The sequence below is a fragment of the Brevibacillus centrosporus genome (assembly GCF_046622605.1).
GTDB lineage: Bacteria > Bacillota > Bacilli > Brevibacillales > Brevibacillaceae > Brevibacillus > Brevibacillus centrosporus.
Genome location: NZ_CP176856.1, coordinates 292461 through 312063, shown reverse-complemented (window position 1 = coordinate 312063; position 19603 = coordinate 292461). Strand labels below are relative to the sequence as shown.

Sequence of the window (19603 nt, the reverse complement as noted above, 5' to 3'; positions counted from 1 at the left end):
GGGGGCGCTTTTCATGGATGATCGCGACTGGCAGATACTACATCTCCTCCATAGCCAAAAAAACATTACCAAGACCGCACAGCTCCTGTTTTTGACCCAGCCTGCCTTGACGAAGCGGCTGATGCAGATCGAAGCCGAATTTGGCGTAAAGATCGTGAATAGAGGAATCAAAGGCGTTCACTTTACTCCCGAGGGCGAGCTGCTGGCGAAACGGGCAGGGCAGCTTCTCACGACGATTCGCGAAATCAAGGAGGAAGTATCCAACCTCCAGCAAAGTGTAGCGGGGACTCTGCGACTAGGGGTCTCGAACTTCTTTGCCAAATATAAGCTCCCGACCCTTTTAAAGCTTTTCAACGAGCAATACCCACTGGTTGATTTTCAGGTGGAGACAGGTCTTAGCAGGGATGTGCTGCATAAAGTCTACAACCGCGACGTGCATATCGGCTTCGTTCGTGGAGAGTACAGCTGGCCGGATCAAAAGAAGCTGCTGTTTGTGGAAAAGGTTTTGCTCGTATCAAAAACCGAGATGGACCTCGCGCAATTGCCTGATTTGCCGAGAGTCGATTATGAGACGGACCAGATGTTCAAAGCCTTGGTCGACAACTGGTGGGCCGAGAACTACACCAAGCCGCCTCTCATTTCGATGAAGGTAGATCGCGGCGATACTTGCAAAGAAATGGTGCGGAGCGGCTTGGGATATGCTATTTTGCCTTCCATGTTTGTCAGCGATGCACCGAATCTCTATAAAAGAGAGCTTCTCACCTCGGAAAACACACCTGTTTTGCGCAATACATGGATGTTCTATCACGAAGAGTCACTGGAGAAAAACGTCGTGAAAGCATTCATTCAGTTTATGGAGGGCATCGACTTCGAGGATTCAGAAGCAATAAGCGGATCATGAAAAATTCTTATGCCTGTTCATGCGGTTTTCTTATTTTTCACGATTTCTTCCTCACGCTATACTACAGGTGCTTCGCTACACATCTGATGAGGTGAACTCGTATGAAAATGCTAGAACAGGCTATTCGGGCGGCGGTGACTGCCTTTCCTGGCCACGGTCAAGATTATAGATACTATCGAATCCAGGCACTTGAGGAAGCAGGAATAGGGAAGATCTCGTCGCTGCCCTACTGCATGAAGATCCTTTTGGAAGCAGCGGTTCGCGAGTTTGACGGGGTGACTGTTACAGCAGAGCATGTTAGCAAGCTCGCCAACAGTGCAACCCAGCGCGATCCGAACGAAGAGGTCCCTTTTAAGCCTACTCGCGTCCTGCTGCATGACACGACGGGTCTGCCCGCCTTGGTCGATCTTGCAGCCATGCGTGAAACCGTACAGGCCATTGGTGGAGACCCCTCTGGCGTCAATCCACTGATTCCCGTCGATCTCGTCGTTGATCATTCCGTCATGGTCGACTATTTTGGCACTTCGGATGCATTAGCCTTGAACCAGCAAAGAGAATTCGAGCGCAATTTCGAACGCTTTCGCTTTTTCCGCTGGGCACAGGACGCTTTTCAAAATATACGGATCATTCCTCCCGCATCCGGGATCATGCACCAAATCAATATGGAGTACCTCTCGACAGTAATCGCCTCCAAAGAGGTCGACGGCGCCACGGTTCTCTATCCCGATTCTCTCGTCGGTACGGATTCTCATACCACGATGATCAACGGCCTTGGCATCGTCGCCTGGGGTGTCGGCGGGATTGAGGCAGAAGCGGCCATCCTTGGGCAGCCCTTGTATTTCGTCGCTCCGGAAGTGGTCGGTTTTCGACTCACGGGTTCTTTGCCAGAAGGGGCGACGGCTACCGATCTCGCTCTGACCGTCACTCATCTCCTCCGAAAAAAGGGCGTCGTAGGTAAATTCGTCGAGTTCATCGGACCTGGCGTCAGCACCATGAGCCTAGCCGATCGGGCAACCATCGCAAACATGGCACCCGAATACGGAGCGACCATGGGCTATTTTCCCGTCGATTCGGAGACCTTGAACTACCTGCGCATGATCGGGCACACCGAAGAGCACGTAGCCCTGATTGAAGCCTATTACCGGGCACAAGGCATGTTTGTATCGGAAAACGGCGAGGAACCGGTTTATACAGACGTCATCGAGCTCGACCTGTCCACGGTGGTTCCCAGTCTGGCCGGCCCCAAACAACCACAGGACCAGGTACCGCTTGCCATTATGAAGCAATCCTTTGAGGAAATCATCCGGGCGCCTATCGATCAAGGCGGCTACGGCTTGTCCGAAGCCGATTTGCTCAAGTCGTCCCACCTGACAGATCCCATAGGTGAAAAAACGGCCCTTCGCCATGGCGCTGTCGTGCTTGCTGCCATTACGAGCTGCACCAATACGTCCAACCCGAGCGTTTTGATTTGTGCGGGGCTCCTCGCCAAAAAAGCTGTGGAAAAGGGATTGAAGAAGCCTGCCTACGTCAAAACGTCACTGACTCCCGGTTCTCGGGTCGTTACCGATTATTTGAACGAGTCAGGTCTGTCCAAAAGCTTGGATGCCCTCGGCTTTCATGTCGCTGGATATGGATGCGCGACCTGTATCGGCAACTCAGGCCCGCTGCCTGCAGAGGTCAGTCAGGCGATTGTCGAGCATGATCTGGTCACGGCAGCTGTTCTGTCCGGCAACCGCAACTTTGAAGGGCGCATCCACCCGCAGGTCAAAGCCAACTATTTAGCCTCTCCCCCGCTTGTCGTCGCCTATGCCTTGGCAGGTACCGTAACCATTGATTTTGCCACTGAGCCAATCGGTTACGATCAGGAGGGACAGCCCGTTTTCTTAAAGGACCTGTGGCCCTCTGCTGCTGAGATTCGGGAGGGGATTGCCCATGCAGTTCGCCCTGAGCTTTTCCGCAAAAGCTATCAGAACGTTCTTTCTGCCAACGAGCAGTGGAATGCCATCGAACCTCCTCTGGGACTGCTCTATGAATGGGATGCAGACTCTACTTATATCCAGCAGCCTCCGTTTCTGTCGGATTTGGCTATCGAAGCATCCGACATTCGGGAAATCACGTCCGTACGTGTTCTCGCCTATCTGGGCGATTCCGTCACCACGGACCACGCTTCTCCTTCCGGCAGCATTCTTCCGAAAAGTCCGGCAGGCCGTTATTTGCAGTCCTTGGGGGTAGGCGTGGAAGACTTCAACTCGTATCCTTCCCGCCGAGGCAACCATCTCGTCATGGTGCGCGGTGCTTTTGCCAACCCACGTATTCGCAATAAGCTGGCACCAGGCTCCGAGGGCGGTGTCACTACCTACCTCCCGCGCGAGGAAGTCATGACCATCTACGATGCCTCGGTTCACTATCAAGCAGAAGGCGTCCCCTTGGCAATCATCGCCGGCAAGGAGTACGGTACAGGAAGCTCTCGTGACTGGGCTGCCAAAGGACCTTACCTGCTCGGTGTGAAGTTCATCATCGCGGAGAGCTTTGAACGGATTCATCGCAGCAACCTCGTGGGAATGGGCATTCTCCCTCTGCAGTTTGTAGCGGGGACAAGCGCTGCCTCTCTCGGAATCACAGGCCATGAGAGCCTTGAAACCATCGGCTTGCAAAATGATCTCAAACCGGGGCAGATCATCCAAGTGAAAGCCACTCGTCCAGACAAAAGCTCGTTTCTCTTTGACGTCATCGTGCGCTTGGATAATGTCGTGGATATTGCGTACTATCGCAACGGTGGGATCATGCAGTCGGTAGTCAGAAGACTGGTTCTCGATTGAGCACATACCGGATAGAAAAAAGAGCTCGTGCGGGTGCATGAGCTCTTTGCTTGTGCTTGCTTCTTTTCCTCATATCAAATTCTTTACGACCATATCCAGCAGCAGGAAAAACACAAACCAGCCCCCATCCTTCTGATTCAGTGACGACTTCCGTTTAGATTCCTCTATATCGCTCCAGCATCTCACCAAGCTTCCTGCGTATGGCCTCCCTCAACTCCTTTGGCTCCAGCAAGACCGCCTCTTCTCCCAGCCCGATGAAAAAGTCCGTATAAAAGGGGATATCCCCCTGGGACACATCCCGATCAATCGTACCACTACCGTCCGCGTGAACCTGCAGCATGGGGGCCAGCCACAGCTCGGCCTCACAGCGCTGAACTCCGATTCGGCTCAGCTGTGCCCGCAGTCGAATCGGCTCTCGAGGCTCCGCAGCATCCCGTCTGCTCAGGCGTATATCTCCCAGCTCGAGTGGTTCTGTTCCAGATGTGTCATATGCCGCTTCACGGATACGATCGCAGCGGAACACGCGATATCCCTGGCGCAGGAAACAATACGCCGTGCAATACCAGAAGCCGTTGTGCGCATAGATGCACACAGGCTGAATCTGGCGGCACTTCGCCTCTTCCTCCTTCGACTCGTATTCCACGGTGAGTACCTTCTGGTGAACAGCAGCATCCAACAGAATGGCCAAGCACGGCGCATCTCCTCTTCTTGTCGGCGTAAGGAAGTCGACCCGGTTTTTCATGCTGTCGATCCGATCCCGAACGTCTCCAGGCATATGCAGGTAAAATTTATTCAGTGCCGACGCAGATTCTGCTTCAAAAGGCAGGGAAGAGTAATGGCGCAGGGCCTGCACCGCAAAGAACATTGACACGGCCTCTTCCTCTGTAAATGCAATCGGGGGCAGTACCCTCTCCCGAAGCACTTGATAGCCGCCATGTGGTCCTACTTCCGAATAAAGCGGCACCCCCAGCTCGCTCAGCTCCTGCAAGTCCCGTAATATCGTCCGCTTGGAGACGCCAAATTCATCGGCAAGCTCCTGCACCTTGAACCGCCGCTTCCTGTTAACGGTCATCATCAGCTCCATCAACCTCTTGGATTTCGGCATCTTGACAACCTCCTTTTGTAAATCGTTGAGTCCATGACAGATTCTGTCACCATTATGACGTACGATGAACTCAGCAAGCAACCTTACCTTAAGAGGAGTGATCGACCATGCGCAAATATACCGCTCTTTTCTTTCTCATCATGTTCATGATTGGCACCGATACTTTTCTGGTTTCCCCCATGCTTCCAACCTTGCAAGCGCAATTCGGCGTATCGACGGGAATTGCCGGATGGATGATCGGCGGCTACACGCTAGGCTCCGCGATCTTTGCTTTGATCGCCGGACCGCTGTCAGACGGGTGGAACCGCAGAACGGTGATGCTCAGCGGCCTGTTCGCCTTCTCCCTCTCCACGATTCTTTGCGGCTTTGCCGATAGCTTCTGGACGATGTGTCTGTTCCGCTTCCTGGCTGGTGTCAGTGCCGCGTTTACGGCTCCCCAGGTTTGGGCATCCATCCCCATGGTCTTGCCCGCATCCAGCATCCCGAAAACAATGGGCATTGCCTTTGGCGGACTCGCCGCTGCCCAAGCGCTCGGCGTACCCATCGGAAGCTGGCTCGCAGCTGCTCACTGGTCCGTTCCGTTCTGGACGATCGGTGCCCTATCCCTGCTTTTGGCAGCCATCGCATTCTCTTTGCTTCCCGACATGAAGCCCTCTGTGCCCATGGGGAGCAGCCGTGCATCCATTCTCAGCCGGTATGTTCCGCTGATCACAAGCAGCAGGGCTAGAAGTGGCTTCTTTGCTTACCTGCTTCTCCATCTGGGGAGCGGTACCGCCTTCGCTTTCGTAGGGAAATGGATGGCGGACCGCTTCGAGCTTCCCATCGCGCAGATCGGGACGGTGATGATGTGCCTTGGCTTCGGTACGCTGCTGGGAAGTATGGTAAGCGGCTTTGTGACTCGTAAAATGGGACCGATGAGAGCGATCACGGCAAGCATGTCTTTGCTCGTCCTCTTGTACGTTCTATTGCCTCAGCTGACGAGTCTATCTGTCGTTGCCATCCTCTACCTGATCATTTTTGCGACGCTCGGGATCATTTTCCCGCTTGTCATGGGAGCTCTTACTGAGCTGAACGCCTCCATCCGCGGGACGATTTCCAGCCTCGCCAACTCCACGATGAATGCGGCAAACACGCTCGGTGCGTGGTTAGCTGGCCTGCTCTATGTCCAGCTCGGCGGCTATGCGTCGATCGGAATATTCGCAGCCATTTGTCTGGCGCTTTCCCTTGCCATGTTTTTATACGGAGGCGTTTTTCGAAAAAACGAAGAACGAACAGGGAAAGAAGCGACCTCGGTTTCCTGATCTAGACGAAGAAAAGAGCAGTTCCTCGGCGGTCTGTCTGCCAAAGAACTGCTCCCTTTGTTTTCGATGCCCTTCCTAAACCGCTTGGTCCAGCTCATTCGAGCCCTTTTCTCGCCCGAATCTGTTCCATGATAGAGCTGGTGCTGGTCAACGGACTTGTAAGAACCGGGATGCCGATCTCATTCAATCCCGCAGCCGCTCGCGCCATGGAGATCTGCGCCAAAACGAGGACGTCTGCGTTTTCAGCAAGCCTTTTTGCCCGATCCTGAATCAAGCGGTTATGCTGCTCTGGATCGCCCTTTTTTAGCGCTTCGAAGGCTTCCGTCACAATCTCCACATCGACCCGGACAGCCTTTCCACTCGCCTGGGCAAACTGCTCCAGCAACCCTTTTGTGGTGGGACCAGCCGTTACCACCGTCGCGACAACCCCAATACGCTCCCCCAAAAGCACTGCACGCGCAAGCATCGCCTCATCGACACTCAAAATCGGGATCGCATACTTCTTTTGAATAGCCGGAACATACGGAGAAAAAACAGAGCAGGAGAGCAGCACTCCGTCCGTGCCGGAATCGACCGCCTTTTGGACGAGGTCTTCAAAACGCTGCAGGATTTCAGGAGTGATGCCTCCTTTCTCATTCACCGCCAGCAGCAAGCCTTCATCCATCAGATTGACCAGTTCCGCTTCGGGATAATGGGTGCGAAAGGCTTCTAGCATAGGCGAAACCGAATTCATCGTCGCATGGACCAAACCGATCCTGGTTTTCATAGAACCCATCCCCCGCTTCCCCCGAATTTATAGCCGCTCCACAATCGCTTTGGTAAATTCCGTTGTCAATGCCTCTCCGCCCAAATCACGCGTGCGGATACCGTCGTACATCGTCTTCATGATGGCGTTCTCCACTTTCCTTGCCAGCTGATGCAGGCCGTGATCCTCATGACGGCTCGCCAGCCAATCTACCAGCATGACCGCAGACAGCAGCTCTCCTACCGGGTTGGCTATGTTTTTCCCTGCAATGTCTGGAGCAGAGCCATGTGCAGCCTGAGCCATCGCCTGATGGTCGTTGGTGTTAATCGAAGGTGCCAGTCCCAGGCTTCCTACCAGCTCACCCGCCAGGTCGGAGAGAATGTCCCCAAACATATTGGTCGTCACTATCACGTCAAAGTCCTTCGCCCGCCGAACCATGTGTGCAGCCATTGCGTCGATGTGGTAATCCTCTACCTGCACCTCGGGATACAGCTTGCCTACCTCTCTGCACGTATTCAGGAACAATCCATAGCCCAGCCTGATCACATTCGCCTTATGAACAATCGTGACTTTCTTTCGGCGCTGCATCGCCATGCGGAAGGCGGCGTGCGCGATTCTCTCGGCAGCTTTTTTCGTAAACACTCCCGTTACGATGGCAGTCTCCGGATTTACCATGTACTCCCCGCTGCCTGCGTACATATTTCGATCCGGATAGAAGCCCTCGGTATTTTCACGAAAGATCACCATATCGGCTTCTCCCACCAAGCTTTTGACACCAGCGATCGTCTTGCTCGGTCTTACATTGGCATATAGATCAAAATGATGGCGAAGCTCCCCGCTCGGATTTCTCTTCGCTTGGTGCTCTGCCGGGTACGCCGAAGAATCATGCGGCCCCATAATCCATCCGTGACAGGTTACCAGCGAGTCTTTAGTAATCGCAGGGATAGGTTCTCCGTGTTCTTGAATACCTGTCCACCCCATAGGCAGCTCGATAAAATCGAACGAGGTTCCCTCTACCTGCTCCGCTGCCGCTCGCAGTACCTCTACTGTGGACTGGACGATCTCCGGTCCAATCCCATCTCCGTACAACACTCCCAATTGATAAGTCGCCATATTCCATCAAGTCCTTTCTACAGACGTTTATTTGCGAGGCAAGTACGAGTCATCTGTAAAAAATGTAATCCAGATCAGTATCGAAATAAAATACGGATTTCGAATCGGGTCCCATAGCTTTTGGTTATTATCTCGTTTGGTTATGGCTCGTTATAAACACAAGCTATTTTTCAGCCAGTCATGACGTAACGTATAATGCATGTACCTTGATCACTCATGCCCCTAAGGAGGAGAAGCAATGTCGGATATCGTCGCGAAATACCAGAGTGTTCCTACCACCTGCATTTCTGATACGATGCAAGGACTTCATAACATGGATAGCTCCATCAAGCCTTTAAAAGAGGAATACCATCTAGCCGGGAGAGCCTTTACCGTCAAAATGCCTGTCGGAGACAATCTGGCTGTTCTGAAAGCCATTCGCGAGGCACAGCCCGGGGATGTCCTCGTCATCGATGCAAAAGGAGACACCTACCGCGCCATCGCCGGCGATTTCATTGTGGGTCTCGCCAAAACCTTGGGCATACAGGGAATCGTCGTAGACGGTGTCATCCGGGATATCGTCGGGATCAAGCAGTTGGACTTCCCTGTCTTTTGCAAAGGAACAACGGTGGCTGCCAGTGGCAAAGCCGGCTGGGGCGAACTGAATGTGCCCATCTCCTGCGGCGGAACCAGCGTCCAGCCAGGAGACATCATCGTCGGGGATGCAGACGGTGTAGTCGTGATCCCGCAAGCACAGGAAAAAGAGATCCTGCAGCAGGCTCTGGATAAGCTGGTCAAAGACCAAGAGCGTGAGGCAAGTGTTTCCGGCAATCCGGAGGCAGTACGAGCCTATTTGGATAAGTTTCTTGCATCCTCGGCAGGTAAGTAAACAACACAAAAAGCGCCTTTCCCAGGGCGCTTTTTTTATGTTGACGCATCCCGAATTGCGGCCAATACCCCTTCCCAGTGCAGCTTCATCTGCTCCCGCGCAAGCGGATTGTCCAGTCTTTCCTGGTGAAAACTGATCGTCGTTTTGTCCGGGTGATTGGACAGCAGCCGAATTTGCAGAGTGGACGGCTCTCCCCACTCCCGCTTCTCCCATCGTAAGCGGAGCTGCTGATACGGTTTGACGACCCGGAATTGGCCGGAAATGCCTTCCGTGGATTGAAAGGTCTCCCCCACATGAAAGGACAGGGGCGATACGGTCCCGATCCACAGTTGCCGGTCGAAGCCGTTAAACCGACAACCTTGTTCGATGTAGACGATTTATTGCTCATCTATACTCAACCCCCTCACGAATAGCTCGATACTCGACTCTATAAATACAGGCAAGGTTACTTTCGTAATTGTCGACGCCCCGAAGAGCTGTGTCATAAAGGCACCGTAATTCATCCACATAAACGTAATCGCCTGTGTTTCCGCATCAGTCTGGATCATTCGATTCCGGCTCTGCATTTCGGTAAAATAATTCGTCAGCAGCTCCAGCAATTTACGCGGATGCTTTTGTGCCCTCTCGCGGATTTCGATCAGTTCGTCGTCCCTTAAGACGATGAGGAATAATTTGCGGTTACGGTCCATGATTTCATGATACATTTGGCTAAACATAAGCAAGTCCGTCCGCAGATCCCATGTGACCTTCTCGTTAAAGATCCGGGTCATTTCAATCGAGTAATGATATCGATCAATCGCTTTCTCCAGCAAATTGAACTTGCTGCCAAAGTTGCGGAACAGCGTCATTTCACTGACGCCCGCTGCTGCAGCGATTTCCTTGGTCGATACCCCCTTGTAGCCTTTTTCGGCCATTAAGTCGATGGCAGCCAGCATCAACCTGCTTTTACTGTCCAAAGTCTGCTTGTCTTCCAAATCCTCACCTTCCCGGCAATGGTCGAGAAAAATACAGTTAGTTAGTGCCCACTATCATATAATGAGTTTATCATATTCTCTTTGTTCTTGATGTAAATATCTCCCATCATTTAAGAAAACACCTTGCAGCCATTCTTTTGGGAACAGGTACGCATACGTGAAGAAAATGATTCATTGTTATAATGGAGAATCGGACTAGCATACCTTATAAAGAATGGGGTGACTTCTTATTATGGGGAATGGTCCTTTGCTCTCTCTTTTTTGGTTATTTCTTTTTATATTCGCAGTGCAAATACTGCTTAGTAAAACAAAGCCTTTCCGGATTCCATCTGTTTTGACATATTTGATCTTAGGAATGGTTATTTCCTACTTCGGTAAAGAAATGTTTCGTCAAGAGGATATAAAATGGCTGGACGGATTAAGTGAATTTGGACTTTACTATTTAATGTTCTTGTCAGGAATGGAAGTCGATTTAACCTGTCTTCGTTTTCAAAAGCGGACCAAGCTACGGCAAAATACTTTAATCATTGGGTTATTCGTATTTATGGGGAGTGCGATATTGGCCCTGCTGATCGGGATGCGAATACACCAGATTGACCCTTCTACACAGTCCTGGATGATGATGCTCATTCTTTTGACAACCTCTCTTGGAATTGTAATGCCCGTTCTCAAGGAAACGGGAATCATCCATACCCAGTACGGTCAGTTGCTGCTAACATCGGCCATTCTCGCTGATCTTATAACGATGATCGTGCTCTCCACGATTGGAGGATCTTACTATACTGGTTTGACTTGGCGTCAGGCTTCCATAGGTTTACTCCTGCCTCTATCAGTCATTTTCTATCAGACCATTCTCAGGCTAAGGGAAAGCATGTTTTGGAAAATGGAAATCCGCAAAAATTTTACTGTCCAATTGCAAGGACTACTAGCTATTCTTGGCTTATATGGCATCTTCACCGACCTGACAGGTTCAGAGCCTATTTTAGGTAGTTTCTTGGCCGGTTTTCTTTTATCGAGTCTGCAGCTCCAAGATCATCACCCGTTTAAGGAGAAGCTAGAGGGAATCGGATACGGCTTTATCATACCGATCTTCTTCGTTATGGTCGGCTTTCATTTTCATATAGAGGATTTTGTAAAATCTCCCGTTGCAATAAGTTGGGTTCCCCTTCTCCTTTCCACAGCCTACATCGTTAAAGTACTCCCGATGATGTGTCTCGCACCAATTCTAAACATGCGGAAAGCTCTTGCTGGAGGCTTTCTCCTATCATCAAGAATGACGCTAATCGTTGTTGCGACATCGATCGGTTTAAGGCTGGGGGTAATTAACAGGGGAATACAAGATGCAGCCATTGTGGTCGCTATCATTACTTCTGTGTTATCGCCAATGATCTTCTCCATTAGCATTAAGAAACATTCTTAGGTAAACCCTCGACTTCTTAAATCGCTAAGTCACCTGCAGCGTTAAATAAAAACCAGGGAATCCATCTAATACCTTTCAACTGAGCCTAGAAATTTGGAACAGCGACAGCCGAGGACAAGAAATATTGCTCTAGACTGTCGCTGCTCCATTGAAAGAACGCTCACCGTTTCGTTCCCTGATCTATGGATTGGTTGAACTTTTCCCTAGAATTACTTTATTCGAATGACTACCTTTCCTTTTGCCCTTCCGCTTTCCAAGTACTGAAATGCTTCCCCGACCTCATTCAAAGGAAACACCTTATCGATAACAGGCTTAATGAGACCTACTTCCATAAATTCCTTTATCACCTTCAATTGCGATCCGCTCGGTTTCATAAAGAGGAAATGATATCGCGTTTGGCTCTTCTTCTCTAGTGCCTTGATCTTAAGACCCACGATGGACAAAATGGCTGTTTTCACCCAACCCAATTTCGCCTTTTTTCCAAACCTGGCGTTTGGCATGCCGGAGATGGATACGATTTGTCCGCCTGGTTTCAGTACCCGGAATGATTTTTCCAGGGCTTCCCCGCCTAAAGTATCGAAAATAGCGTCATATCCGGTAAGCTTTTCTTCAAAATTCTCTTGTTTATAATTAATAATTAGATCTGCCCCCAACGATTTAACCAATTCGTAGCCTTTATCGCTTGCTGTTGTGGCGACAAAAGCGCCCATCTGCTTGGCCAATTGGATGGCGAAGGTTCCTACGCCTCCCGAACCTGCGTGAATCAATATCTTTTGCCCTTTTTGGAGCTTTAAAATATCTACAAAAGCTTGGTAGGTTGTAAGTCCAATAGCGGGATCGATGCCGCTTCTTCAAAGGTTAGGTTTTGCGGCTTCAGCCAAATATCATCCTCATGTACAGCAATAAATTCCCCTAATGTTCCGATTCGGTTTTTGCGGGGTCTCCCGTAAACCTCATCGCCGGGCTTCCACGTATTCACCCGGCTACCAACCTTGACTACCACTCCGGAGAAATCATTTCCTAAGATTAGAGGAAACTTGTAATTCAAAAGGAATTTCATTTTCCCTTCTTTAATTTTAAAGTCGATAGGATTTAAGCTGGCCGCATGAATTTCCACTAGCACATCATGTTCTCCGATAGTAGGCATTGATTGTTCAGCAATTGCGAATGGAACCTGTTTCCCGTACTTCTCAATGATCATCGCTTTCATAAAATTATCACTCCATTTACGATTATTCGTTTAAACAAACGAACCAATTGGGCAAAATAAGCCCTTTCTCCTGTAGTCCTTTTTACGTTTTTTGAAAATTACTGATGCCCATCGCACTCGGCTTCAACTGCAAGAATTAATGATTTTAGTTGTTCAAGCGGCTTGCGGACAGTCAATACGTAATAATTTTCTACGCCCTTTTTTTCGGATTTAATAAAACCAGACTGTTTCAGCACCTTTAAATGATGGGAGACAGCGGGTCTGGACAAATTGATATGGCCTGATATTGTATTCACGTTAAGGCCCGATTTGTTCTGCGCCAACAACATTATAATAGCTTGACGGTTTTCATCGGTCAGCACTTCCAATAGAGGGATACAATCTTTAAATTGTTGTAGAATATGCTCGGTTTGCTGGCTCATACGATCCGCCCCTATCGTTCATTTGTTTAATCTTTTAAACGTAATTTTAATCGTTCATGTTTACATCGTCAACCTCGATTACAATTTCTACGCCTAACCCTTTTTTCTGTGAATAAGGGGAATGGCTCACAGGGAGAATTTTCATTTCCCATAAGCGAATTTGTGATAAACACATTAACACAATTTATGTTTTGTAAATTATACACTCACTACTTGGCTAAACTATACCAACATGAGTTTATAGTCACGGAGGTGTAATAGCATGAGCTGGACTCTCATATGGCAAACTGTAGGCGTCATTGTATTCGGTACTCTTTTGTTACGAATTGCAGGTAGAAAATCCATTTCTCAAATGACTATGGCACAGGTAATCGTCATGATCGGTCTTGGTACCTTGATCATTCAGCCAATTACTGGTAGTGGTTATTGGCCTACTTTTCTTTTAGCGGCAGTTTTAGTTATCGTAATGATATTGATGGAATATCTAGAGATTAAATCTAACAGATTCGAAAACTTTATAACTGGGAAGGCAGTTACTGTAATTGAAAATGGACAAGTGCTTGAGGGTAATATGCGCAAGCTCAGGCTAACAGCCGATAAGCTTGAAATGAGACTACGACAAGCTGGAATATCAAGGATCTCTGATGTTGAATGGGCTACAATTGAAGTAAGCGGAAACTTAGGCTACCAACTTAAATTGGAAAAGCAACCTGCTACCAAAGAAGATATCCAGAAGTTGATCGATATCCTTGAGAAGCGAATCCCCAATACAGAGCCCTTAGTACCGAATAACATTTTTTCAGAGATTAAGCATGGACATCAAAATCCACACCCAAGCAATCTCCAGTAATGTATCAATTCACAGTAAACAGCAAAGAGCCAAATAAAAGTAGTGGCAAGTCTAGGTCTTTCTGGTTCCTAGCCAGTCCCTGAAGCCGGACAAAAACCAGAGCTTAGCGTATATTTTTGTTAAAATATTGCGGGACGCAGTGGGTCCATCCATTAGCTGATTGATTAACAACTAATCAGCACTTCAGTAAAAAGTACCGGTATCCTATTGGTCTAGGGAAAAAAATTCATCGTTCAATTGTGGCCATGATTGGCGGTGTACTGATGGTAGGTTTAGGCATCGTTGACCAGGAAACTGCGATCCATCATATTGATTTCAATACCCTTGGCCTCCTAATTGGGATGATGATTATTGTTGGTATAACAGCTGAAACAGGTCTATTTAAATACATCGCGCGGTCAAAGAACTAACATTCATGGCATTCATCAAGAATCTAGCGCCAATCGCGATAATTATTTTAGTCGTATACATCCCTTTTTTTATCTGGTTGTTCCGCAAGCAAATTCAGACAACCCCTGAGTTGATGTGTGATCTGATGAAACTGGATGAAAAGGAGTTAATAACAGCTCCTAACCTTCTCTTCAAGTGCATAGCAGTATTAGGTCTGACTATTATTGGTTTCTTTCTTCACCAGCTGTTGCATTTGGAGTCTGCGACAGTTGCATTAGCTGGAGCCTTCTTGTTACTCCTCTTGACAGGAGAGAAATTAATGGAAGAGGCATTAGCCAAGGTCGAGTGGACGACTATATTTTTCTTCGTTGGCTTATTCGTCCTAGTTTCTGGCCTAATTGAAACAGGAGTAATCGCCAAATTAGCTGAACAAGCCATCGAGTTAACTGGAGGCGACCTGTTCGCAAGTTCCATGCTGATTTTGTGGCTGAGTGCCATCGCCTCTGCTTTCTTGGACAATATTCCGTTTGTAGCAACAATGATCCCTATGATTCAGGAAATGGGTAACATGGGCGTAAATAATCTGGAACCGTTGTGGTGGAGCCTCGCATTAGGCGCTTGTCTTGGTGGAAATGGATCTCTGATTGGAGCAAGTGCAAATTTAATCGTAGCTGGTATGTCAGGCAAAGAAGGCTATCCCATTTCTTTTTTACAGTTTTTAAAATACGGTTTTCCGCTGATGCTGTTGTCCGTTTCGATATCTACCTTATACGTTTGGCTGAGATATTTGATGTAATCTCGAGGGGAGAATGCGTTCATGTTAATCTACAAGGACAATAAGGATGCTATTCAAATTCACGAAACCAAGAATGGCAACGACATCGAGTTTCACATTCACATTTTTAAGGAAGAACCGTTTGTTGAGAGAATGAAGGTAGTTCGGGAGAAATTTGATGAAAACCCTGCACTAACAGACGTGTTCTTTTACGTCTATCCAAATCACGAATATCGGGTCATTGTTCGCCAGGATTATTACAACGATTTTGTGCTCGAATTGATGCGGCATCAGTTTTTGCTGAGCGTAGAATGGACCGCATAAACGATGTACCATTACATTCCAATCTAATTTCACATTTCCAACTTACCCAATCAATATTTTTTCTTCCGCATAACGAATCATGCTTTTGTTTTTCTCATTAATGACAAGGGCAAATGCCATTGTCAATGGACCTATCCTGCCAATAAACATCATGATTGTAATCAGAATGCGCCCACTTGGACTAAGATCACCAGTTAATCCAGCGCTTAAGCCTACAGTGCCAAATGCTGAAACTGTCTCAAAAAGAATCCTACTGATTTCTGTCCCTTTTTCTGTGATCGTTAACAGGAAGAATATCGTAAAGATAAACAGGAGAGCTGAAATTGCAATCGACAAAGCCCTATGAATTTGGTCCTGAGGTATTCTCCTTTTAAAAAGGCTAACATCTCGTTTATTTGTGATTACAGACCAAAGAGCCAGTAAAAGGAGAGCTGCTGTAGTAATCTTTATTCCTCCCCCTGTCGAACCCGAGGATGCTCCGATAAACATTAAACCAATCATATATACTTGAGAGCTTGATGTCATTTGACCGATGTCTATTGTATTAAAACCAGCTGTTCGGGGAACAACTCCTTGAAAATACGATGCCCAGAGTTTATCCCCTAATGGTAATAAACCCAAAGTTGCAGGGTTATTATATTCCAGACCCAGAATGACAAACAGACTAACAGTGTTAAGGATCAGCGTAACGAACAAAGCAAGTTTGGTATGTAGAGAAAGTTTCCTAAATGTTTTTTTCTCAAATATATCTAAAATGACGGTATACCCAATCCCCCCCAATATAAATAAGAGAGTGATGATAATATTAACCGTTGGGTCCCCAACCCATTTACTTAAACTATCTGGTTCTAAGCCAAACCCGGCATTATTAAATGCAGAGATGGAATGGAATATGCCATAGTAGATCGCCTTTTGCCAAGGCATTTCAGATGACCAGCGTATGGCCAAAATGGTAGCTCCAAGGAACTCGACAAGGAGCGTAATCACAATAATTCGTTGTACCAGCGAAATAATCCCTTGCAGGGAAAAGGAATTGATCGATTCCTTAAGGATTAGTCTCTCCTTCAAGCCGATCCTTTTCCCGAGGATAAGGAACATTAAAATGCCACTCGTCATAAATCCTCATCCACCAAGTTGTACCAAAATAAGCAGGATTACTTGCCCAAACAAAGTAAAAGTGGTTCCAGTATCAACCACAGCTAGTCCTGTTACGCAAACAGCGGAAGTTGCTTCAAAAAGAGCATCAATAAAAGCTAAGTGGTGACGATCTTCCGTTGACATAGGTAGCATTAATAAGAGCGTACCTAAAAAAATCAGTCCTAAGAATCCAAAAATCAGGATATGTGCGGGATTCCACTCTAAGATGCGGTTACTACGTTTAAAAAGATTAGTGGCCACAATAACAACTCCGCCTATGATGTACTATAAAACAGTAACTGCGACCTTCTGTTTAGGGAGACACTACCAAATGTATAAAAGTAAGTCAATTTCCCAATAAAACAAAATCATTAACTGACAACATTGTCTTGAAGCAGTTTCTGTGAATGTCAATCAAAATGTTGACCACCGTGCTCATCAAAAAATTGACCACCATGGCAAAAATCAATCCACCCGTCGGGTGGGTAACTTTTTCATGATCACGATCTTTGAATGCTTTGTTTAAATCGATAGCTATCTCCATTCATGGCAAAGATATGGGCACGATGTGTGAGACGATCGACCAGAGCTGCCGTCATCTGTTCATCTTTAAAAATCTGAGTCCAATCAGCAAATTCCAAATTGCTAGTAATGATGATGCTCCCTTTTTCATAGCGAGCTGCACAAAATTGAAATAAGAGCTCCGCCCCTGTTTTACTGAGAGGAACAAATCCGACTTCGTCTAGAATGATCAAATCGGTTTTCAGCCATTGTTTCTCCAACTGGAGGATTCGCTTTTGGGACTGAGCTTCCATAAGCTCGTTGCATATTTTCGCGGCTGTCCAAAACTGTACGGAATAGCCATGGTGACATGCCTCCTTCCCAAGGGCAGTGGAGAGATGGGTTTTACCTGTACCAGAATTCCCGATAAACATGATGTTTTCTGCCTTTTCAATGTACTCACAACGAGCGAGTTGTAACAGTTTTGGTTTATTAAGAGACGGAATGGCAGAGAATTCATATTGATCGAGTGTTTTCATTGAGGGGAACCTGGCGTGCTTGATCCGACTGGCGATTTGATTTGCGTCCCTTTGCTGAACTTCTTGTTCCAAAAGAGCGAGAAGAAATTCTTCATAGGGAATTTGTCGTTCGGTAGCATCGTGGGCCATTTCCTTGTAGACACGTTTAATAGCCGGTAATCGAAGCCGTTTGGCATAGGTTTCAAGCAAGAAAATTGTACTCAATGTACCACACTCCTCTTTTGTAACAGACGATTGTACTGGTTAAGATCGGGAACTTTTACTTGAATTCGCGGAACAGGACTATCTTCAGCCAACGCGAGTTGGGGAAGACGGTGTTCGGGTAGCGTACGCTGAAACAACAATTGCCTTACGGCATCATACTGAAACAACCCTTTTTGATATGCTTCCCCCAGTGATTCCTCCACAAGAGTCGTATCGAATTCACGATGTAGTAACAGGAGGCGAACGAATTCTTTCATTCCGCCTGGTCGATGTCGACACTTGTCCAAGAACTGTTGGTAAATTGGAGGTAACCCCGCTTGATGCAAAGGTCTAGCATACAAAACCGCACCTGGTCGAGTAAGAAGCAAATCCAGGTAGTGATCATATTGCAAAAGCTCTTTGCCGCTTTCCAAACATCTCTCATGCTCAGCAATCAATTTGTTTCCATGGTATACCTCGATCCGTTCGGCAAACACCTTACAAGTAAGCTCGGTAGATGCGTATGAAACGGGAACAGAATAGGCATTTTTCTCAAAGTGAATCATAGACAAGGTATTGCTTTTTACAGAGACGACACGGCAACAATCCAGTGGTTGTGGAGGCAATGGGAGCATGGTCTGCTGCTCTTGTACAAACGCTTCTCCAACGGTTAAGGAAGATCTTGGAACCGTAGTTGTCTCGTAAGAGATACATTTCTCAAGGAGGAAATAATTTAATTCCTCTAGTGAAGAGACACATGGAACTGGGGTAAAGAACTGCTTTTGGACGAACTTTACGAGATTTTCGACTTGGCCTTTTTGGTGCCCTTTTCCCGGATCACAGAAATAGCTTTCAAACAGGTAGTGAGCACGAAGCTGAACAAATCGCTCTTGTTCCACGCGGTTTTTACCTTCCAACACCTTCTTTACGGCTGTTGTCAGATTGTCGTACGTAACGGTCTGAGGAACAGCACCGAAAAACTCAAAGGCATCGACATGCCCTTGAAGAAGAGATTCTTGCTTTTGGTGAAAGAAAGTTTTGACAAAAATTTTTCTGCTGTAGGTACAACGCATACAAAAGACTTGAACTTTTACCTGCTTACCCTGTAAAAGAACAGTAACCTCGCCCCAGTCAAATTGGGCAAATTTCCCTGGCGGGAAGTCGAGGGGGACAAACGCTTTTGGAGGAGAAACGCGTAGTTGTCTGACGTAACGTCGAACCGTAGATTCACCGCCGGTGAATCCGTATTCGTCGACAAGTCTCTGGTAGATACGGGTGGCAGTATGACGCTGCTTGGGAGGAGCCTGTTCATCTTGACGCAACCATTCCAGGATGATGGGCTGCACGGAATCAATGACTGGTTTGGGTTTCGGTTTCGAAAGCTGGTACACAGGGATCTTCGTTGATTTCAAGGCCTTTCGTATGACTTGACGGGAATAGCCAGTTTCGCGAGAAATTTGCCGAATCGGCTTTCCTAGCAAAATGTGTTGTTTCCTGATAAACTCATAATTAGCCATCTGAAGCATGTCCTTTCCTCCCATATCTTGTTGTCTCAGCAACTTCAAGATACAGGAAAGAGGTGCTCAGGTGGTCAACTTTTTTATGAGCGATGTACCACTGGGTGGTCAAGAATTAGATTAGCATTCACAAGTTTCTAAATTGTAACAAAGATAGGATTTGATTTCTCATTGCTAAATTCATCATTTCATATCTAAAGCTATATTTCCCATTCAAAAGAGATGCTATAAAATTGGGATATTGATTTTCTACTGTTTTTCGCCACTTCTTAGTGGGATAACCACCGTTACGACTCTTGAATGAATTATTACCATCATCAGCAACTTTAAATTTTCCATTGCTGCAGTTTAGAATCCCGTTATTTACCAGCCCCTACGTAGGGACTCCTTGAAAGGTAACGATCGCGAGAATTACTTTCTTGGAGAGGTCCGTATAGTCACGTATAGCACTGTTTTGATGTATGATCAACTGTTCAATTCACTCAATTCACGTCTCTTATCTAATAGTA

Annotated in this window: 15 protein-coding genes and 3 pseudogenes; 8 read left to right on the top strand and 10 right to left on the bottom strand. The window is 47.3% G+C overall.

From position 1 onward, the window contains the following. Positions 1 to 13: 13 nt before the first annotated feature. Positions 14 to 901: a LysR family transcriptional regulator gene (locus ACLIN2_RS01795; RefSeq protein WP_411503072.1), complete on the top strand. Its 888-nt coding sequence runs from the start codon at positions 14 to 16 to the stop codon at positions 899 to 901. A 107-nt stretch (positions 902 to 1008) separates the two neighbouring features. Next, positions 1009 to 3720 (top strand): aconitate hydratase AcnA, encoded by a 2712-nt coding sequence (gene acnA / locus ACLIN2_RS01790; protein WP_411504503.1) that lies wholly within the window; start codon positions 1009 to 1011, stop codon positions 3718 to 3720. A 154-nt stretch (positions 3721 to 3874) separates the two neighbouring features. On the opposite strand, the gene ACLIN2_RS01785 is transcribed toward acnA, so the two are convergent. Further along, complete coding sequence (locus ACLIN2_RS01785) at positions 3875 to 4825, bottom strand: helix-turn-helix transcriptional regulator (RefSeq protein ID WP_411503071.1); 951 nt, start codon at positions 4823 to 4825, stop codon at positions 3875 to 3877. A gap of 107 nt (positions 4826 to 4932) precedes the next feature. Here ACLIN2_RS01785 and ACLIN2_RS01780 point away from each other — a divergent pair, with 107 nt between their 5' ends. Continuing rightward, complete coding sequence (locus ACLIN2_RS01780) at positions 4933 to 6126, top strand: MFS transporter (protein WP_411503070.1); 1194 nt, start codon at positions 4933 to 4935, stop codon at positions 6124 to 6126. Between the two features lie 94 nt (positions 6127 to 6220). Here the strand turns inward: ACLIN2_RS01780 and ACLIN2_RS01775 are convergent, their stop codons facing one another. Both ACLIN2_RS01775 and ACLIN2_RS01770 read right to left on the bottom strand, forming a co-directional pair. Beyond that, positions 6221 to 6892 (bottom strand): aspartate/glutamate racemase family protein, encoded by a 672-nt coding sequence (locus ACLIN2_RS01775; protein ID WP_411503069.1) that lies wholly within the window; start codon positions 6890 to 6892, stop codon positions 6221 to 6223. 27 nt (positions 6893 to 6919) lie between these two features. After that, complete coding sequence (locus ACLIN2_RS01770) at positions 6920 to 7984, bottom strand: isocitrate/isopropylmalate dehydrogenase family protein (RefSeq protein ID WP_411503068.1); 1065 nt, start codon at positions 7982 to 7984, stop codon at positions 6920 to 6922. Positions 7985 to 8222: 238 nt separating this feature from the next. Between ACLIN2_RS01770 and ACLIN2_RS01765 the strand changes: the two genes are divergently transcribed. Then, on the top strand, positions 8223 to 8852 hold the full coding sequence (locus tag ACLIN2_RS01765; RefSeq protein ID WP_122960240.1) for an RraA family protein: 630 nt from the start codon (positions 8223 to 8225) through the stop codon (positions 8850 to 8852). A 35-nt stretch (positions 8853 to 8887) separates the two neighbouring features. Here the strand turns inward: ACLIN2_RS01765 and ACLIN2_RS01760 are convergent, their stop codons facing one another. Both ACLIN2_RS01760 and ACLIN2_RS01755 read right to left on the bottom strand, forming a co-directional pair. Next, complete coding sequence (locus tag ACLIN2_RS01760; protein ID WP_411503067.1) at positions 8888 to 9145, bottom strand: SRPBCC domain-containing protein; 258 nt, start codon at positions 9143 to 9145, stop codon at positions 8888 to 8890. An 84-nt stretch (positions 9146 to 9229) separates the two neighbouring features. Then, positions 9230 to 9826: a TetR/AcrR family transcriptional regulator gene (locus ACLIN2_RS01755; RefSeq protein WP_411503066.1), complete on the bottom strand. Its 597-nt coding sequence runs from the start codon at positions 9824 to 9826 to the stop codon at positions 9230 to 9232. A 232-nt stretch (positions 9827 to 10058) separates the two neighbouring features. On the opposite strand from ACLIN2_RS01755, the gene ACLIN2_RS01750 reads away from it, so the two are divergent. Then, positions 10059 to 11246 carry a cation:proton antiporter gene (locus ACLIN2_RS01750; RefSeq protein ID WP_400588485.1) on the top strand — a complete coding sequence of 396 codons (1188 nt, stop codon included), beginning with the start codon at positions 10059 to 10061 and terminating at the stop codon, positions 11244 to 11246. Positions 11247 to 11455: 209 nt separating this feature from the next. Here ACLIN2_RS01750 and ACLIN2_RS01745 read toward each other — a convergent pair. Both ACLIN2_RS01745 and ACLIN2_RS01740 read right to left on the bottom strand, forming a co-directional pair. Further along, positions 11456 to 12456: pseudogene (locus ACLIN2_RS01745) on the bottom strand (NADP-dependent oxidoreductase). Positions 12457 to 12554: 98 nt separating this feature from the next. Next, complete coding sequence (locus tag ACLIN2_RS01740; protein WP_122960237.1) at positions 12555 to 12878, bottom strand: ArsR/SmtB family transcription factor; 324 nt, start codon at positions 12876 to 12878, stop codon at positions 12555 to 12557. A 262-nt stretch (positions 12879 to 13140) separates the two neighbouring features. Between ACLIN2_RS01740 and ACLIN2_RS01735 the strand changes: the two genes are divergently transcribed. The 3 genes and pseudogenes from ACLIN2_RS01735 (at position 13141) to ACLIN2_RS01725 (ending at position 15217) form a co-directional block, all read left to right on the top strand. Then, entirely contained in the window at positions 13141 to 13728 is a 588-nt protein-coding gene (locus tag ACLIN2_RS01735; RefSeq protein WP_411503065.1) for a DUF421 domain-containing protein, read from the top strand. Between the two features lie 206 nt (positions 13729 to 13934). Continuing rightward, positions 13935 to 14914, top strand: a pseudogene (locus tag ACLIN2_RS01730) (SLC13 family permease). A gap of 21 nt (positions 14915 to 14935) precedes the next feature. Next, positions 14936 to 15217 carry a hypothetical protein gene (locus tag ACLIN2_RS01725; protein WP_411503064.1) on the top strand — a complete coding sequence of 94 codons (282 nt, stop codon included), beginning with the start codon at positions 14936 to 14938 and terminating at the stop codon, positions 15215 to 15217. A gap of 42 nt (positions 15218 to 15259) precedes the next feature. On the opposite strand, the pseudogene ACLIN2_RS01720 reads toward ACLIN2_RS01725, so the two are convergent. The 3 genes and pseudogenes from ACLIN2_RS01720 to istA form a co-directional block, all read right to left on the bottom strand. Beyond that, a pseudogene (locus ACLIN2_RS01720) lies at positions 15260 to 16615 on the bottom strand (TrkH family potassium uptake protein). Positions 16616 to 16854: 239 nt separating this feature from the next. Further along, complete coding sequence (gene istB / locus ACLIN2_RS01715) at positions 16855 to 17598, bottom strand: IS21-like element helper ATPase IstB (protein WP_411502361.1); 744 nt, start codon at positions 17596 to 17598, stop codon at positions 16855 to 16857. Continuing rightward, positions 17595 to 19103 carry an IS21 family transposase gene (istA, locus tag ACLIN2_RS01710; RefSeq protein WP_411502362.1) on the bottom strand — a complete coding sequence of 503 codons (1509 nt, stop codon included), beginning with the start codon at positions 19101 to 19103 and terminating at the stop codon, positions 17595 to 17597. Before istA ends, istB begins: the two co-directional genes overlap by 4 nt. Positions 19104 to 19603 lie beyond the last annotated feature (500 nt).

Coding starts and splice junctions, on each gene's coding strand:
- acnA (WP_411504503.1), top strand. CDS start 1,009: ATGCTAGAACAGGCTATTCGGGCGGCGGTGACTGCCTTTCCTGGCCAC.
- ACLIN2_RS01735 (WP_411503065.1), top strand. CDS start 13,141: ATGAGCTGGACTCTCATATGGCAAACTGTAGGCGTCATTGTATTCGGT.
- ACLIN2_RS01795 (WP_411503072.1), top strand. CDS start 14: ATGGATGATCGCGACTGGCAGATACTACATCTCCTCCATAGCCAAAAA.
- ACLIN2_RS01775 (WP_411503069.1), bottom strand. CDS start 6,892: ATGAAAACCAGGATCGGTTTGGTCCATGCGACGATGAATTCGGTTTCG.
- ACLIN2_RS01750 (WP_400588485.1), top strand. CDS start 10,059: ATGGGGAATGGTCCTTTGCTCTCTCTTTTTTGGTTATTTCTTTTTATA.
- ACLIN2_RS01785 (WP_411503071.1), bottom strand. CDS start 4,825: ATGCCGAAATCCAAGAGGTTGATGGAGCTGATGATGACCGTTAACAGG.
- ACLIN2_RS01740 (WP_122960237.1), bottom strand. CDS start 12,878: ATGAGCCAGCAAACCGAGCATATTCTACAACAATTTAAAGATTGTATC.
- istA (WP_411502362.1), bottom strand. CDS start 19,103: ATGCTTCAGATGGCTAATTATGAGTTTATCAGGAAACAACACATTTTG.
- ACLIN2_RS01780 (WP_411503070.1), top strand. CDS start 4,933: ATGCGCAAATATACCGCTCTTTTCTTTCTCATCATGTTCATGATTGGC.
- ACLIN2_RS01725 (WP_411503064.1), top strand. CDS start 14,936: ATGTTAATCTACAAGGACAATAAGGATGCTATTCAAATTCACGAAACC.
- ACLIN2_RS01770 (WP_411503068.1), bottom strand. CDS start 7,984: ATGGCGACTTATCAATTGGGAGTGTTGTACGGAGATGGGATTGGACCG.
- ACLIN2_RS01765 (WP_122960240.1), top strand. CDS start 8,223: ATGTCGGATATCGTCGCGAAATACCAGAGTGTTCCTACCACCTGCATT.